Below are 14,146 nucleotides of genomic sequence, written 5' to 3' on the forward strand. Positions count from 1 at the left end.
CATGGGGCTGGATGACTTGCTGGACGAAGTGGGGGAGCGGCAGAAGGTCGTCCTGGCTGCGTTCGGGACGTTCCAGCAGCAGGTGGAGGATGGGATGCATCAGCTCGTCCTCCGGGCGGAGGCCGTCCAGCAGCGTGCGGACGAACTCGAACCGGAACGTCTGGCCCGGCTGCAACAGGCGCTCGACGTCGGGGCCGTGCTATCGAAGGTGAAGGCTCAGGACTTCGATGGGCTGAGCCGCAGGGAGCGGCGCGCGGTGACGGGACTGTGGCGGGACGTGGGCCTGGACGGCATGACCTGGTTCCTTACGCGCAGCCCTGACAGCGTGCCGAGGCTGGTACGGCAGCGGCTCCGGGACTGGAGCGCATCCGAGGACGCCGCCACGCAGCGGAGCTGGGCCCAGTTGGTAGGGCGTCGCGTCGAGGACAAGCGCGTGTTGAGATGGGCATTGCCGATGTCCGTCGAAGCGGCGTTGGGAGGCGAGGGTCCCAGCACGCTGGCTCGTCACTGGCGGGACCACGGCCTCGCGGAAATGGTGGGGATGCTCCGGAACTCCGGCATCAAGGAGACCAGTCCCTACGCTGGCCATGTCATCGCGGAGTACCTGGAGGGACGCCTCCAGACGCGTCAGGACCTGTCCCAGGCGATGGCCTTCCTCGTGGACGACCCCGGGGGACTCTCCTGGATGCCGCACAGGAACGTGGACGGCGTCGCGGTGTCGGCGCCGATAGAGGCCCGCATCGCGGTCATCTCCAAGGTCCTGGAGTGTCGACTGGCCGGACGAATGGCTCCGGCCGTCCTCACCCGGCTGGAGGAGCGGTTGATTGCAAGGGACGGTGTTTTCGATGATCCCCGGCACACGACGCTGACCCAGGGGTGGCAGTCGGTCCGTGCTCGCGCTCCGGATGCCTTCGACGCATTCCTGTCCGCGCTCATCCAGCAGGATCTGGAGTTCTTCTTCGAACGCGCCATGAACGAGCAGGATCGGCGGCGGTTCTGGTTGAACTACTTGGGCTCCATCAGGAGGACGACCTGCTGGCTTGCTTCCGAGGCGTATGACGCATTGAGGGCACGGCTCGCGAACCTGCCAGTGGAGCAGCAGGCCGCTTTCCGGCGGGCCCGGCGCCTTCCAAGAGGCAGGACGAGCGCGTTCGTCCTCACCTTCGAGCGGTACGTGGCCGTGGAGTTCTCCGACACCGGGAATGCCACGTATGTTTATGAGCATAGGAGTCTGGATCAAAAGCTCAACGGCCAGCCTGTGGAGCATCACAATGATCTCAAGGACACACCCCAGGAGTATTGTGAGAGGCGATTGACGCACCTTCCCGGATGGGAAATCCGCTTTGAGCAGGAACTCCTGGAGCTGGGAATCGCCCGGGACCGTCAGGTGAAACGCGTGGCACGGTGAATGCTGCCGCGCGTCGGCATTCCCCGCAGCGCGGCCCTGGACGCGAGAACCGGTGCCTTGGTCCTACAGCTGTAGGACCAAGGCTCCTGTCCCTCCCATGCTCCGGGCCTGGGGCGTGGGAGGCTTCTTCGCGGGCTTCATGCTGGGCCCCATCGTCATTCCGCTCGCGCTCGCGGCTCTGTCCATTCCGGGGCCCCCAGGACGCGTAGCGACTCAGCGGGGCATCGTCAGCCAGTCCTCGGATTCACGGTAGATGGCGCGGTAGCAGGTGCCGCAGCCGGGCCCGTTGGGTTCCACCTTGTCGTATCGGGCCGGGCGCTTGAGGTCGAGCAGCCTCCGGCCGTCCGCGCTGGTGAGGGTGACGGTGAAGACGTCGTCCTCGCGCCAGGCCGTGTCGGAGCCCGAATCGTAATAGACGAGCAGCCCGGTCCGGCCGTCCGGGAGGGACCGCATCTGGAACTCCGCCGAGGGGCTGAACGGCCCGGTCGGCGGCGCGGGCCACGCCAGGCGGGTGTCCTTGCCGGGGGGAAGCTCCGCGAGCGAGTGGGTGAGGCAGGTGCTGTTGCGGCAGACCCTGATACGGCTCACGCGAAGCAGCTCGGGCGATTCCGGGACGATGGTCATCAGGGTCATGCCCGTGACGCAGCCGATCAGCGTGCAGACCTTGGGCGCTTCCTGGTGATGTTCTTCCCGCGGGGCCGTGGCGGAGCGGTCCAGGGGCGCCGAGGCGCAGCCCAAGGCGAGGAGGAGGGCGAGGTGAGGGCGTGGTCTCATGGGGCTATTCCGCGACGCGCCCCGAATGGCGCGCGCCGCGAAGTTCACGTGTCAGCGCGGAGCGACTTCGAGTGGGGTGCAGTGATTCGCCAGAGAGTGTCAGCGTACGGTCCCGCTCTCGCAACGGTCCACGCAGAAGTTGAACTTCTTGTCGCAGAAGGCCTTCGCGTCCGGCGTGGTCGCGGCCTGCAGGCAGCCCTGGTGGGTCGCGACGCACTGGTTCCAACACTGTGTGAAGTTCTGGCCCGTGACCTCCGCGTCCTGGGGCTCCTCTTCCATTCCGCCACAGCCCGCGAAGAAGCCCACCGACAGCAATGCCGCGATGACAGACAGACGCATGGTTTGTCCTTGAGGGTTGTCCTGCCGTTGGATGCTGCCTTTCAATGATAGGAGTAGCCTTGCTCCCAAGGGCAGGCGGAGTGGGGTGGAGATGGGAGGAATTGAACGTCTGGACCTACCGCCGGGTGAGCCCGGCCGTGCATACCGGCTCCTCGCTCAGGGGATGTTCCGTCCAGCGTGTCCCGGCATGTGAGCGTCCGGGGGCCTGGGGTGTCCTGCCGGAGGGGGCCGCACTCCCGTCTCAGTGAGGGCCGGGGCTCCGCGCCCCCATCCGTCGGCGACATGTCGCCGACAAGTCGCCGCGCTTCGCGCCGGGCCCCCGGCGCGGTGTCTCCCCTCTGAGGCGGGCCCTGGCAGGCCCCATGCACAGGGCTTCAGCGGTCGTCCTACGCGCTGGAGAAACTCCATGAGAAGAGAGAGTCGAAGCGGGCTGGCGTTGCTGGCCCTGGGCCTGGTGCTGGCGTTGACCGGATGCGGTGGCGCCCAAGCGCCCGAGGATCAGGAGGGCAGCGCGCAGGCGGTGGTGACAATGCCCCAGGCGTTGAGCGCCAGCGACGTGTCCCGGGTGGAGCTCACCCTGTCCGGCGCGGGGATGACGACGCGCACGGAGGCGCTGGTGAAGTCAGGTGGGCAGTGGCGTTCGGTGCTGGGCCAGTTGCCCGCCGGCACCGGGCGCACCTTCAGCGCGAAGGCCTTCGACTCCTCCAACACCGAGCGCTACGCCGGCCAGGCGACGCCCGTCACCATCCTGGCCAACCAGACGACGGCCGTGACCCTGCTGCTCCAGGAGGTGAACGCGCCGCCGCCCTTCGAGAACGTGGCGCCGCGCATCCTCTCCCTGGTGACGAACCCCGGCACGGTCGCCCCGGGCGGTCAGGTGTCCCTCCAGGCCACCGCGGATGATCCGAACGCGGGCGACACGCTCACCTACGCCTGGACCGCGTCGTCCGGCACGCTCGGCGCTCCCTCCAGCCTCACCACCGCGTGGACCGCCCCCGCCACCGCGGGCCAGGCGACGCTCACGCTGACGGTGACGGACTCCAAGGGCGCCAGCACCTCCCTCAGTGTCACCGTCACGGTGAGCACCGGCAACGGCGGCGCGGGTGTCAGCGTCTCCTTCAATACCTGGCCGCAGGTGGCGGGCATCACCGCCATGCCATCCTCCGTCGCCGTCGGGCAGGCCACCACGGTGATGGCCTCGGCCAGCGACGCGGACGGCGACAGCCTCACCTACCAGTGGACGGCCAACTGCGCCGGCACCTGGACGAACGCGGACTCCGCCAGCGCCAGCTTCACGCCCACCGCGCTGCCTTCGGGCGGGACCTGCACCCTCAACGTCAAGGCGCAGGACGGCCGCGAAGGCCAGGGCACGGGAAGCTTCACCATCCACGTGACGGCGACGCCCACCACCGGCCGCTTCCCGCCGGAGGTGTTCGAGTCCTCCCAGTCCACCGGCTCGGTGCCCGCGAGCGGCGACACCGTCCTCTTCCGCGTGCGCGCCAGGGACGCGCAGTCCAGTGCGCTCACTTTCGCGTGGACCGCCAGCACCGGCGCGCTGGGCACGGCCACCAGCACCGCCACCACCAGCGACGTCGTCTGGACGGCGCCCGCGTGCGTGGCCTCGGGCACCCCGCCCACGGTGACGGCCACCGTCACCAACGCCCTGGGCCTCTCCGCCTCCTATGTCTTCTCCCTCCAGGGCGGCACCGCGTGCAGCGCGGCCACGGGCCCGAGGATGGCGGGGGGCGACAGCCACTCGGTCATCGTGAAGTCGGATGGCACCGTCTGGTCCCTGGGGACCAACGGCAATGGCCAGTTGGGAGACGGGACGCAGACGGAGCGCCGCACGCCGGTGCGGGCGCAGGGGCTCACCGGCGTGATCAGCGTCGCCACGGGTGACTTCTACACGGTGGCCGTGAAGTCGGACGGCACGGTCTGGGTCTGGGGCTCCAACAACTTCGGTCAGCTGGGGGACGGGACGACGACGGACCGCCTCACGCCGGTGCAGGTGCCGGGCCTCACCGGAGTCATCGCCATCGCGGCGGGCGACGCCTACACCGTGGCGCTGAAGTCGGACGGTACGGTCTGGACGTGGGGCTACAACGGCTATGGCCAGCTGGGCAATGGGACGACGGCGGGGCGCCTGAGTCCGGGCCAGGTGCCGGGCCTCACCGGCGTGGTGTCCATCGCGGCGGGCGGCACGGGCCACACGCTCGCCGCGAAGTCGGACGGCACCGTCTGGGCCTGGGGCCGCAACGGTCCTGGCCAGGTGGGTGACGGAACATCGACGTCGCGCAGCTCGCCGGTGCAGGTGCTGGGAGTCTCCGGCGTGGTGACCGTCGCCGCGGGCGACTTCCACTCCCTGGGGTTGAAGTCGGACGGCACCGTCTGGGGCTGGGGCTACAACGGCCCGGGTCAGTTGGGTGACGGGACGGGAGGAGACCACCCCACGGCGGTGCGGATGCCGGGCATGACCGGCGTGGCCGCCATCGCGGCGGGGGACGCCCATACCGTGCTGCTGAAGTCGGACGGCACCGTCTGGACCTGCGGCTACAACGCCAACGGTCAGGTGGGCGACGGGACGACCACGAACCGCTCCACGCCGGCGCAGGTGCCGGGGCTCACCGGGGTGGTGGCCATCGGCGGTGGGGATCTCCACAGCATGGCGCTGAAGTCGGACGCCACGCTCTGGAGCTGGGGCGGCAATGCTGGTGGCCAGTTGGGCGACGGCACGTCGACGGGTCGTGGCACACCGGTGCGGGCGCAGGGCTTCTAGTTTCGACCCTGCAGCCTCCGGCTTCGGCGCGGACCTCCGCGCCGAAGCCGGACGTCGTTCAGCGCCCGGAGCGCAGGGCCCGCGCGCCTTCTGATCCGAGCCGTCCTGTCTGGGATTGACGGGAGGGCCGCCCCTTCAGCGGCCCTCCCGTGGGGACTCGCATCGAGGCGTCCCCGTGAAGGGGGCGGGACCCGGTGGTTGATTCGATCTCCTCCCACCCGCCATCATGCGGGCACCATGAGCTTCGAGGATCTGCTCGGCCTCCTGGCGGGCTTCGTGGGACTCCCCGCCATCATCCTGTCCCTCCTCGTCCGCTCCCGCCGCGTGACCGTGCGGCTGGAGCAGCAGGGGCTGCTCATCCAGGGGAAGGTGACCTTCGTCAGGAGGCGGTCAGCCACCGAGAACTGGATCTCCTATGCCTTCCGGCTCGCGGAGGGGCCGGAGCGCCACGGCGTCTTCACCGAGCCATCCTCGCCAGCCATGGATCGGCGCCCAGGCACTTCCGTTGACGTCCTCTACCTGGCGGACGCGCCCCAGCACCACATGGCCGCGGCGGTGGGCGGGGGCCTCACCCATGAGCGCTTCCTGCTCGTGGCGGCATTGCTCGTGGGCTTCTCGCTCCTTGGCCTCTTCGTCGCGCTGCACTCCTACTTCACGTCGTAGCAGAGGAAGTCGTAACCCATCGCGTAGACGGCGAGGACGGCCTCCTGCTCCGTGTCGATCGTCTCCAGCACCTCCCTGACGGCGTCCGGCGTGGAATGGAGCCGCACCTCAGCCGGAAGAGGCAAGTGAGCCGCCTGAGGCAGCGGCGAGGCAGGAGCTGACCCAGGAGCGCACGCCTCGGCTGGATGGGGCCGGCGCGCGTCATTCAGCTCAACTCGTTCCCCAGTTGCCCAAAAAGTCGCCCATGGTGAGTTGCACGCCTTGGTTGCGCAAGATGCCGTAGGCGGTGGTCACGTGATAGAAGAAGTGGGGGATTGCGAATGCGATCAGAAACTGGCTGCCTTTGGAGCGCATCGAGCCCCGGCGGTGCTCGATCACGATCTCTCGATCGAGGCCGGCTTCGAGGTCGCCTGGCGCGATATCTCGGAGATACGCGATCGTCGCATCGAGGCGCTGGTGTAGATCCGCAAAGCTCCTTGCATCGTTCGCGGCCGGCACCGATGGCGCCCCCAGCAACTGCGCGATCGTCAACCTGGCTCCCTCCGCGGCCCAGTGGATTTGAGCGGCGAGCGTGTACATGTGCAGGTCAGACTGCGCGTCACCCGCGGCGCCACGCACGCGCTCTTCCACGGCGAGTTGCGCGGCCAGCAACGCCTCTTCACCTCTGCCACTGGCAGCGGCAGGGTCTTCGGCCTTCTTCAACTGCGTTTTCAAGTTTGTCAATCCGCGGATGAACAGGCCAGCAGATAGATCGTAGGCATTCAAAGACATGGCACACCCTTCACGTGCTTCATGCACCGGTGCGAACCGGTCCCGGCCGGTGCCTATTGATGAAACGCGATACTTGCCCACGTTGTCCCTCGCAGCCAGCGGATAGTTGCTGTTCCCAACTGGGGGCAATCCCTCTTCTGGGGGAGAGGCACGCGCCGAACGGCACGCTACAAGACGCGGGCATGTCCACCCGGAAGTCATCTACCCGAATCCATGCGATGCAGTCCGCGGGCACGCAGCACTTCGTCGAACGCACCTACCGCGAAGGGGGCGTGTTCCAGTGGGCGCGCGAGACATTGATGAACGCCCTGGAGGCCGGGGCGCGGCACGTCGAATACGGCATCGAATGGCAGGCCGTGGAACGCAAGGGCGTGTACCGGCGGGTGATCGCGGACGATGGGAAGGGCATGGGCCCGGAGGAACTCGAGGAGTTCTTCAACACGTTCGGTGGAGGCAGCAAGCCCATTGGGGAAGCCGCGGAGAACTTCGGTGTGGGCTCCAAGACGTCCCTTCTGCCGTGGAACCGCTACGGCCTGGTGGTGGTGTCCTGGGTGGAGGGCCAGGAACCGTCGATGGTCTGGCTCCAGCAAGACCCGGAGACCGGTGAGTACGGTTTGAAGATCTGGTCCGTGGAGCTCGATGACGGCACTCAGTCGAACGAAACCACGATCCGGCCCTACCTGGACGAAGCGCATGGTTGTGATTGGGCGGCCGTGCGGCCTGACTGGATGGGAGCGCATGGCACCGTCATCGTCCTCCTGGGAAACGAGCCCACCGATGACACGGTGCTGGGCGACCCGACCCGGGACGAGAAGGGCGTGCACGGCGTGGCGAAGTACCTCAACCACCGCATCTGGGAGGTTCCCAAGGACGTCGACGTCAAGGTGGACGTCCTTCAGAGTGACCTCAAGGAGAACTGGCCCCGGAGCGCACTGGAGGCTCGGCCCAAGGAGCCTCGGGCCACGATCCGGCGCACCGTCCGGGGCGCTCGGCACTGGATCGAATACACCCGGAATCATGAGGGAGGGCGCCTGGCGGACAGCGGGACCGTCCCCCTGGACGACGGCACCCGGGCGCACTGGTTCCTCTGGTCTGGCGAACGGCCCAACATCCACGGCTACGCTCCGCAGCACGGCTTCATCGCGGCGCTCTACAAGAACGAGCTGTACAACCACCAGACGCACCATTCGCCCTACCGGGCCCTGGGCGTCAGCGCCACGCCCGTCCGGCAGCGGCTGTGGGTGGTGTTCGAGCCACGGGCCTTCGACAAGGAAACCAAGACAGGCGTCTTCCCGACCACGGACCGCAATGCCCTGAAGCTCCGGGGAGGTTCGGGCACGAGCGACGAGCTGCCCATGAGCGAGTGGGCCAACGCCTTCGCCGACAAGATGCCGGAGTCCGTGCGCAAGGCGCTGGCGGACACGCGTCTGGGGGACGCCCGGGGCATCGAGGACGAGGCCTGGCGCAACCGGCTGCTGGAGCGCTTTGGTTCGCGCTGGAAGATGACGAAGCTGTCGGCGCGCAAGGAGGGGCCGGAGTCCGTGCAGCCCATCCAGAAGGGGGGCCGTCAGCTCACGCTCCCAGGCACCCCGGCGGCCACCCGCAGCCCGAGGGTCGCGACCTCCGCCCCGACGAAGAACCCTCGCGGGCCGGAGAACCTGGGCGCCTCACCGGGGCCCAGCTCCGCGCGGAGCACCCGGGTGGGCGGGGGCCTGCCGCACTGCCGCACCGTCAAGGCGAGCGACATGGACAATCCGGGCTACCTCGCGGCCTGGCAGCCACGAGACCCCCAGTGTCCCAACGGCGTGGTGCTCCTCAACATCGAGCATCCCGTCCTGGCGCAGCAGATCGCCTATCACCAGTCCCAGTATCCTGATCACTTCGCCGAACAGGTCCAGCAGGAGGTCGTGAACGTGTACCAGGAGATGGCGATCTCCAAGATCGCCCACTCCGAAGGGATGCGGTCGTTTCTCCCCTCGCGCGAGGTGGAGCAGGGCCTGAGGACGCCCCAGGCCCTGACGCTGGCCCTGCTGGGGCTGGTGGGTGAGGACATCCTCATCCAGAACCGACTGCGAGGAACGCTCGGCAAGGCCCGCTCGAATGGCTGAGGGCCGTCCAGGGTCCTGGGTCAGACAGGCATGTTGAGGCGAGCCGCCTGGTAGAGCAGGTCCAAGCGGTCATCGACGCCCAGCTTGGCGAAGATATGTTTCACATGGCTCTTCACCGTGTGACGGGAAATTCCCATCTCATCGGCGATTTGCTGGTCGTTCCATTTGCTGAGCATGCCCATGGCGACGACGACCTCGGTGGAGGTGAGCTCACACTTCATCTGCTCAGGGAGCGGGATGGAGTGGGGGAGCTCGTTCATCAGGAGGGCCCACTTCCGGGGACCCTCGGGAGCACGCAGTTGGATGAACCGGACCACGCGGGAGCAATTCCCGTGGCTGCGGACCCAGGAGTCCTTGCCGAGCCGGGCATCTGGGGGCATGCGCACCAGGGACTCCAACTGCTCCTGGAGGGGGATGGGAATGCCAGACGAGTGGAGGTCGGAAGGGGCGAACCATCGCTCCAAAAGGACGGCGGCGTTCGGGGAGCGCAGCACCTCGCGGTGGGGTGGCTCCACGACGAGGATGGCGGCATTGGGGCGGCGGTAGAGCTCTTCGAGGATGTTGGCGTAGGTGGCGAGGCCCTGGGTGACACCGCATTTGCGGATGACTTGGGTCAAGTGCTCGGTGACGCTCGCGACAACGTCGGCGTTCTGGTCGGAGAAAGGGCGTGGCCGGTGTCTGTAGAGCGCGAGGGCTGCGTCGAAGCCGGGGCGGAGGATGAGCCGGACGGCCATGATGTGCTCCAAGGGCGGCCCCAGCTCGATGCTGAGTTGGTGGATGAGGCTCCCCTTGAACTCCTCGTGGGACATGAGCTGCGAATCGCGGACGACCCAGTTGGGCCGGTCGAAGATGGGTTTCCGGAACATGTCATGTTCGATCACCTCGTTGTACCGCTCGAGGATGAGGAGGCGCTGGCCCGGAACGAGCCATTCATTTCCTGGCGAACGCGTTTTCTCCATGAGGCACAGCCCCATGGCGTCTGCCTGCGCGAGCTGGAGGAAGCGGGGTCGGAATGCCTCGAGGGCTTCAGCAAGGGTCAGTGGAGCATGGAGGGCGAGGAGTGCCTCTTCCCTGAGCGAGTACTCGGCGGCAGTGAGATTCGGTAGACGGACCATTCACCCTCCTGGAGTAGGCCACCCCGCGAGTTGTATGGGGTGCCCTCTCATCCATAGCCACCGACTGAATACCTGTCCCTCACCCTCCAGAGGGATTGACGGATGTTCATGAATCCGTCGCGCAGGCTGCCCACGAACTGCTCGCGTCCGCACCTGCATGTGCGCACGTTGTTGACCGTCATGCTGGCGCTGGCCCTGGGTTGCGCCACGCGGGAGGAGCCCACGCCGGCTCCCACCGCCCCCCGGTGTCCGCAGGGGCCGAGGCCAGGCCGTTGAAGGAGGAGGTGTCGCAGCTCAACTCCCGGCTGCGACGGGGCGAGAAGGCGGGACTGACGCCGCATGAAAAAGCCCCTTTCCGGTCCGTGCCGGAAAGGGGCTTCCTGTTTCATCGGGCGCGAGGCGCCGTCGGGTTACTCGAGGGTCGGGGCCTGGCTCATGCCGGCCGTCGGATCCGCGCTGCCCTGGCCGAGCGAGCCGCCCAACAGCGAGCTGCCCGCGGAGCCAACGGCGCCGACCACGCCCGTCACGCCCTGGGCCACGCCCTGCACGCCCTGGCTGACGGCCTGCACGCCCTGGGTGGCGGCCTGCACCAGCTCGGTGATGCTGCTGATCACCGAGGCGACGCCCTCCAGCAGCTTGCCGATGCTCTCGGTCTTGCTGGCGCCGGCCGGAGAAAAGCCGTCCGTCTGGAGCGACTGCATCAGGGGCGAAGCGAGCTTGGAGTCAGGCCGCTGGGCGCCGTTGGGCAGCGAGGGCGCGGAGAGCATGGCGGCGTCTGGCGCCTGGACGCCGTTGGGCAGCGAGGGCGCGGAGAGCATGGCGGCGTCAGGCAACTGGGCGCCGTTGGGCAGGAAGGGCGAGGCGAGGTCAGGCAACTGGGTGGCGGCGTCGAGCAGCGAGGACTTGGAGAACTTGGAGTCCGGCTTCTGGGGGGCGTTCGGAGCGTTGGGCGAGGAGGGCTTGGCGTCCGGCTTCTGGAGCGCGTTCGGAGCGTTGGGCGAGGAGGGCTTGGCGTCCGGCTTCTGGATCGCGTTCGGAGCGTTGGGCGAGGAGGGCTTGGCGTCCGGCTTCTGGGTGGCGTTGGGGGAGCTCGGCTTGGAAGACGGGATGTCCTGCGCGGGGGGACGGCGGATGGCGTTGGTGGAGGGACCGCGAGCGGAGGAGATCTTCATGGGGGAGCTCGTTTCGGAAGAAGAGGGTGGGGACCGCGTTCAGCGTTGAGTCCACCCATAGCAGCGGGCGTGCCAGGCCCTCCGAAGCCCCATTGCGCGCCCAACCCGTTGATCTCCTTGGGGCCGCGTGTGGCGCGGCCTCCGTTCCCCAGGCAAGGCCTGGTGACTGCCGTTACGGGCTGATGTGTCCAGTCATCAGGGGGTGCGGAGGCGGATGGGGATCCGGAGCTCCACCTCGTACTCCAGGACATTTCCCTCGAAGCCGCCCTTCGCGATGGCGCTGACCTTCGTGGGCCGCAACTCCTCCGGATCCGTCCCCTGCTTCACCTGGTAGAGGTGGCAGTGCGCCTTCTTCGCGTCGACGTGCGCGAACAGGCCGCCGTTGCGCGCGTGGATGAGCTTGGGGAAGAACTCCTCCATGGAGTTCGAGAGCAGGACGTGGATGTCGCAGGGAGAACCCGAGACGGCCATGAGCGTTCCGTATTGGTGCTCGGCGCAGATCTCGAAGCCCACCTTGACGCCATCGACCACGGCCCAGTTCCGCTTGTTGTCGCCCCCTGCATTCATGACCATGGCGGCGTCCTTGGTCTGGAACCAGTGGTATTCGAAGTCCGTGCCGTCCAGGTAGGGGATCTGCTTGTCGTACTCGATGACCTGCTTTCCCGCGCGGAAGGCCTTCAGGACGTTCCGGTACGAATAGGTGCTGCCCGCCTCCGACGCCTGCTCCTGCTGTGTGTCCCAGTCCTCGTTCAGGTAGGCGCGTTTGACTCCGTCGGGCAGGTGGTCGTCACCCATGCACTGGACCTTGGCGAGCGACTCGAAATGGCGTTCCAGCGAGCGCTCCGCGCCGAACTCGATGGCATCCGCGACAGGCAAGGTCCCAGGAACGACCAGGACGTCACCCAGCTGTGTCGAGAGCCCCTTGATCTGTTCGCTGAACTCGAGCGCCGCCTTCGAGGACAGGGCCCCCTCGGGCGCTCCCAGGGCGTGCCAGAAGAAGAACTCCGGTGCGAGGAGCAGGTGGAAGACGTCCTTGCGCGCGACCCCGGCGCAGAGGTCCTTGAGGACATCCAGCCGCTTGAGGTTGTTCACGATTCCCTGTCGGGTCCCATCGCATTGCAGCATCGTGATGGCGACCTTCTGGGACTTGATTCCCCGGGCACAATCGTGCCGAGGCAGGCCCAGTTTCTCCGGGAAGAAGGCATTGCATTCCGGGCAGATTGGCATGGCGGGATCCCCGTTGAGAGAGTGTGGGAGGGCGGGTCAGGGGTAGGGCGGCTTCTGGAAGGAGGTCTTCAGCTCCAGGAACTCATCAAGCCCGGGTTGGGGCAGTCGACGGAGATGGCTATGCTGCCCCCAAAGCGCTGAAGCGGGGTGGTGTGTGGGATTCACGGCAGGGTAGAGGAACGCTCGCGACGACCGAACGACCCACCAGGCCCTGTGCCCTGCCCGCGCCGGGATCTCCCGGGAGGCTCCGGGGCGGGGGCGTCTTCCCTCGCGAAGGGCGCGTCCGGCGCGAGAATCCACTGCCGTGCAGGTCTCTTCGCGCGGTGGAATTTCCGAAAGGATGGATGTACTGCGGCGGGGATGGGGCTCCGACCGCGACAAGACGGGGCCTCACGAAGGGTGCAGTGGTCGCGGGGCTGTGTCTGCTGGTGGAATACGAGCGGATGGCCGAGACCAAGAGGCTGGCAGCATGGTCAAACGGTCCACCGACCCGGAGCACGCCCATCTCGCTCACGCGGGCCGGGGGCTCATCGCTGTGACTTACTCGAGGCCGAACAAGAAAGGGCCGACCATGAAGAAGCTGCTCGTAGGACTGATGCTGGCTGTGATTCCGCTCGTGGGCTGTGGCACGGAGACAGACGGTCTGGCGGAGCAGGGCCAGATTGTCACCACCGAGGATGGCGCCGAAATGGTCATTGAGCACCGCTCGGAGCCGGGTGAGGCCCGGTCCGGGGACGTGTCCGCCATGGGTGCGTCCTGTTGGGTCGTGCTGGAGTACTGCAAGGACCCCCAGACGGGCCGGCCGAACTGCGCGCAGACCCACTGCACCATGGACCAAGCCGTCGCGGCCTGTAAGGCCCTCATCAAGAAGCATTGCTGAGCCGCGCTCCGGGCCTCCGGTTCGTGGTCAGGCTTCAACGGGTGTACCTGGGACGCCATGTGTACATTCTGTGATCTAGGGATCTGCCGTGCATCTGCGCGGCGTTCGAGGAGCAGGGGCGGGAGGTGGGCGCGGGCCTGCCCTCCGCGCTGGCGCGCCTTCGAGATGATGGTGGGCAAGCTGAAGGACCTGCTGCACCGCATCACCACGCCGACGTTGATTCTGGTGGGGGAGGAGGACGCGGTGACGCTGCCGGAGATGGCGGACCGGCTGCACGAGCGCATCGCCAGCTCCCGGCTCCTCCAACTGCCTCACGGCGGCCACATGAGCAACCTGGAGCAGCCCGAGGCGGTGAACGCCGCCATCTCTACGTTCCTGGACGAGATGAGGGGAGCCCCGCTCCAGGCGGAGTGAGGGATTGCGCAATCCCTCACGGCCATGTCTGGGGTTGAATCTCGGGCGCGCTCAGCTCTCGGCGGAGGGCGCGGACTCGGACGCCTGCGGCTCCTCGCAGACGGGCGCCGCGTCACCGGACGCCTCCATCTCATCGCTCACGGAGGCCTGCTGCGCGCTGGGGGCGCGGCAGTAGTCGATGCAGAGCTGCTCGTCGCCGCAGGTGACGACGGAGGCGCCGACGGTACAACGGACGTCGCAGGCCGTGGTGCAGCTACAGACGCCGTGGCACGGCAGCGCGGCGGCCGGCAGCGGCGCGAGGGCCAGGAGCGAGGCGGAGGCGAACAGCGACTTGAGCACGGTACGCATGGACATCTCCCTTGGGTGGACTGCCGCGTCAGCCTCAGGGGATTGTGATTCGGAGTAAATACGTGCTTCCGCGTAACGCGCACGCTGCCTGGGAGACTGGCCCCAGCACGGGGGCCACCCCAGAACGCATCGAACCCGCTGCCCAGCTTGG

Annotated in this window: 15 protein-coding genes; 7 read left to right on the forward strand and 8 right to left on the reverse strand. The window is 67.6% G+C overall.

From position 1 onward, the window contains the following. The first annotated feature begins 1 nt into the window (after position 1). Positions 2-1,408, forward strand: a complete 1,407-nt coding sequence (locus D7X32_RS02955) for an EH signature domain-containing protein (protein ID WP_120601028.1) — start codon at positions 2-4, stop codon at positions 1,406-1,408. Between the two features lie 213 nt (positions 1,409-1,621). On the opposite strand, the gene D7X32_RS02960 is transcribed toward D7X32_RS02955, so the two are convergent. Continuing rightward, positions 1,622-2,182 (reverse strand): hypothetical protein, encoded by a 561-nt coding sequence (locus D7X32_RS02960; RefSeq protein ID WP_147450000.1) that lies wholly within the window; start codon positions 2,180-2,182, stop codon positions 1,622-1,624. A 99-nt stretch (positions 2,183-2,281) separates the two neighbouring features. After that, positions 2,282-2,521, reverse strand: a complete 240-nt coding sequence (locus D7X32_RS02965) for a hypothetical protein (protein WP_147450001.1) — start codon at positions 2,519-2,521, stop codon at positions 2,282-2,284. Positions 2,522-2,927: 406 nt separating this feature from the next. On the opposite strand from D7X32_RS02965, the gene D7X32_RS02970 reads away from it, so the two are divergent. Beyond that, positions 2,928-5,297: an RCC1 domain-containing protein gene (locus tag D7X32_RS02970; protein ID WP_120600964.1), complete on the forward strand. Its 2,370-nt coding sequence runs from the start codon at positions 2,928-2,930 to the stop codon at positions 5,295-5,297. Positions 5,298-5,534: 237 nt separating this feature from the next. Next, complete coding sequence (locus D7X32_RS02975; RefSeq protein ID WP_120600965.1) at positions 5,535-5,960, forward strand: DUF3592 domain-containing protein; 426 nt, start codon at positions 5,535-5,537, stop codon at positions 5,958-5,960. On the opposite strand, the gene D7X32_RS45300 is transcribed toward D7X32_RS02975, so the two are convergent. Both D7X32_RS45300 and D7X32_RS02980 read right to left on the reverse strand, forming a co-directional pair. Next, entirely contained in the window at positions 5,945-6,085 is a 141-nt protein-coding gene (locus tag D7X32_RS45300; RefSeq protein WP_158625600.1) for a hypothetical protein, read from the reverse strand. The two genes, D7X32_RS02975 and D7X32_RS45300, sit on opposite strands and share 16 nt — an antisense overlap. An 85-nt stretch (positions 6,086-6,170) precedes the next feature. Beyond that, the gene (locus D7X32_RS02980; protein ID WP_120600966.1) at positions 6,171-6,731 is read right to left on the reverse strand and encodes a DUF1993 domain-containing protein; all 561 of its coding nucleotides are present in this window, start codon (positions 6,729-6,731) and stop codon (positions 6,171-6,173) included. A 182-nt stretch (positions 6,732-6,913) separates the two neighbouring features. Here D7X32_RS02980 and D7X32_RS02985 point away from each other — a divergent pair, with 182 nt between their 5' ends. Beyond that, positions 6,914-8,839, forward strand: coding sequence for an ATP-binding protein (locus D7X32_RS02985; protein ID WP_147450002.1), 1,926 nt, complete (start codon positions 6,914-6,916; stop codon positions 8,837-8,839). A 20-nt stretch (positions 8,840-8,859) separates the two neighbouring features. On the opposite strand, the gene D7X32_RS02990 is transcribed toward D7X32_RS02985, so the two are convergent. Next, positions 8,860-9,705 (reverse strand): helix-turn-helix transcriptional regulator, encoded by an 846-nt coding sequence (locus tag D7X32_RS02990; protein WP_244238819.1) that lies wholly within the window; start codon positions 9,703-9,705, stop codon positions 8,860-8,862. Positions 9,706-9,708: 3 nt separating this feature from the next. On the opposite strand from D7X32_RS02990, the gene D7X32_RS46480 reads away from it, so the two are divergent. After that, positions 9,709-9,945 (forward strand): hypothetical protein, encoded by a 237-nt coding sequence (locus tag D7X32_RS46480; protein WP_244238820.1) that lies wholly within the window; start codon positions 9,709-9,711, stop codon positions 9,943-9,945. Positions 9,946-10,364: 419 nt separating this feature from the next. Here D7X32_RS46480 and D7X32_RS02995 read toward each other — a convergent pair whose 3' ends face one another. Both D7X32_RS02995 and D7X32_RS03000 read right to left on the reverse strand, forming a co-directional pair. Next, positions 10,365-11,126 (reverse strand): superantigen-like protein SSL4, encoded by a 762-nt coding sequence (locus tag D7X32_RS02995; protein WP_120600969.1) that lies wholly within the window; start codon positions 11,124-11,126, stop codon positions 10,365-10,367. Positions 11,127-11,321: 195 nt separating this feature from the next. Continuing rightward, the gene (locus tag D7X32_RS03000) at positions 11,322-12,353 is read right to left on the reverse strand and encodes a hypothetical protein (protein ID WP_147450003.1); all 1,032 of its coding nucleotides are present in this window, start codon (positions 12,351-12,353) and stop codon (positions 11,322-11,324) included. Between the two features lie 571 nt (positions 12,354-12,924). Here D7X32_RS03000 and D7X32_RS03005 point away from each other — a divergent pair. Together D7X32_RS03005 and D7X32_RS03010 are read left to right on the forward strand one after the other, a co-directional pair. Continuing rightward, positions 12,925-13,233, forward strand: coding sequence for a hypothetical protein (locus D7X32_RS03005; protein WP_147450004.1), 309 nt, complete (start codon positions 12,925-12,927; stop codon positions 13,231-13,233). A 57-nt stretch (positions 13,234-13,290) separates the two neighbouring features. Next, a complete protein-coding gene (locus tag D7X32_RS03010; RefSeq protein WP_120600972.1) occupies positions 13,291-13,647 on the forward strand; it encodes an alpha/beta fold hydrolase in 357 nt (118 codons plus the stop codon). A gap of 51 nt (positions 13,648-13,698) precedes the next feature. Here D7X32_RS03010 and D7X32_RS03015 read toward each other — a convergent pair whose 3' ends face one another. Next, the gene (locus D7X32_RS03015; protein ID WP_147450005.1) at positions 13,699-13,995 is read right to left on the reverse strand and encodes a hypothetical protein; all 297 of its coding nucleotides are present in this window, start codon (positions 13,993-13,995) and stop codon (positions 13,699-13,701) included. Between the last annotated feature and the right edge of the window lie 151 nt (positions 13,996-14,146).

Origin of the sequence: Corallococcus carmarthensis, assembly GCF_003611695.1 — a bacterium.
GTDB classification, from domain to species: domain Bacteria; phylum Myxococcota; class Myxococcia; order Myxococcales; family Myxococcaceae; genus Corallococcus; species Corallococcus carmarthensis.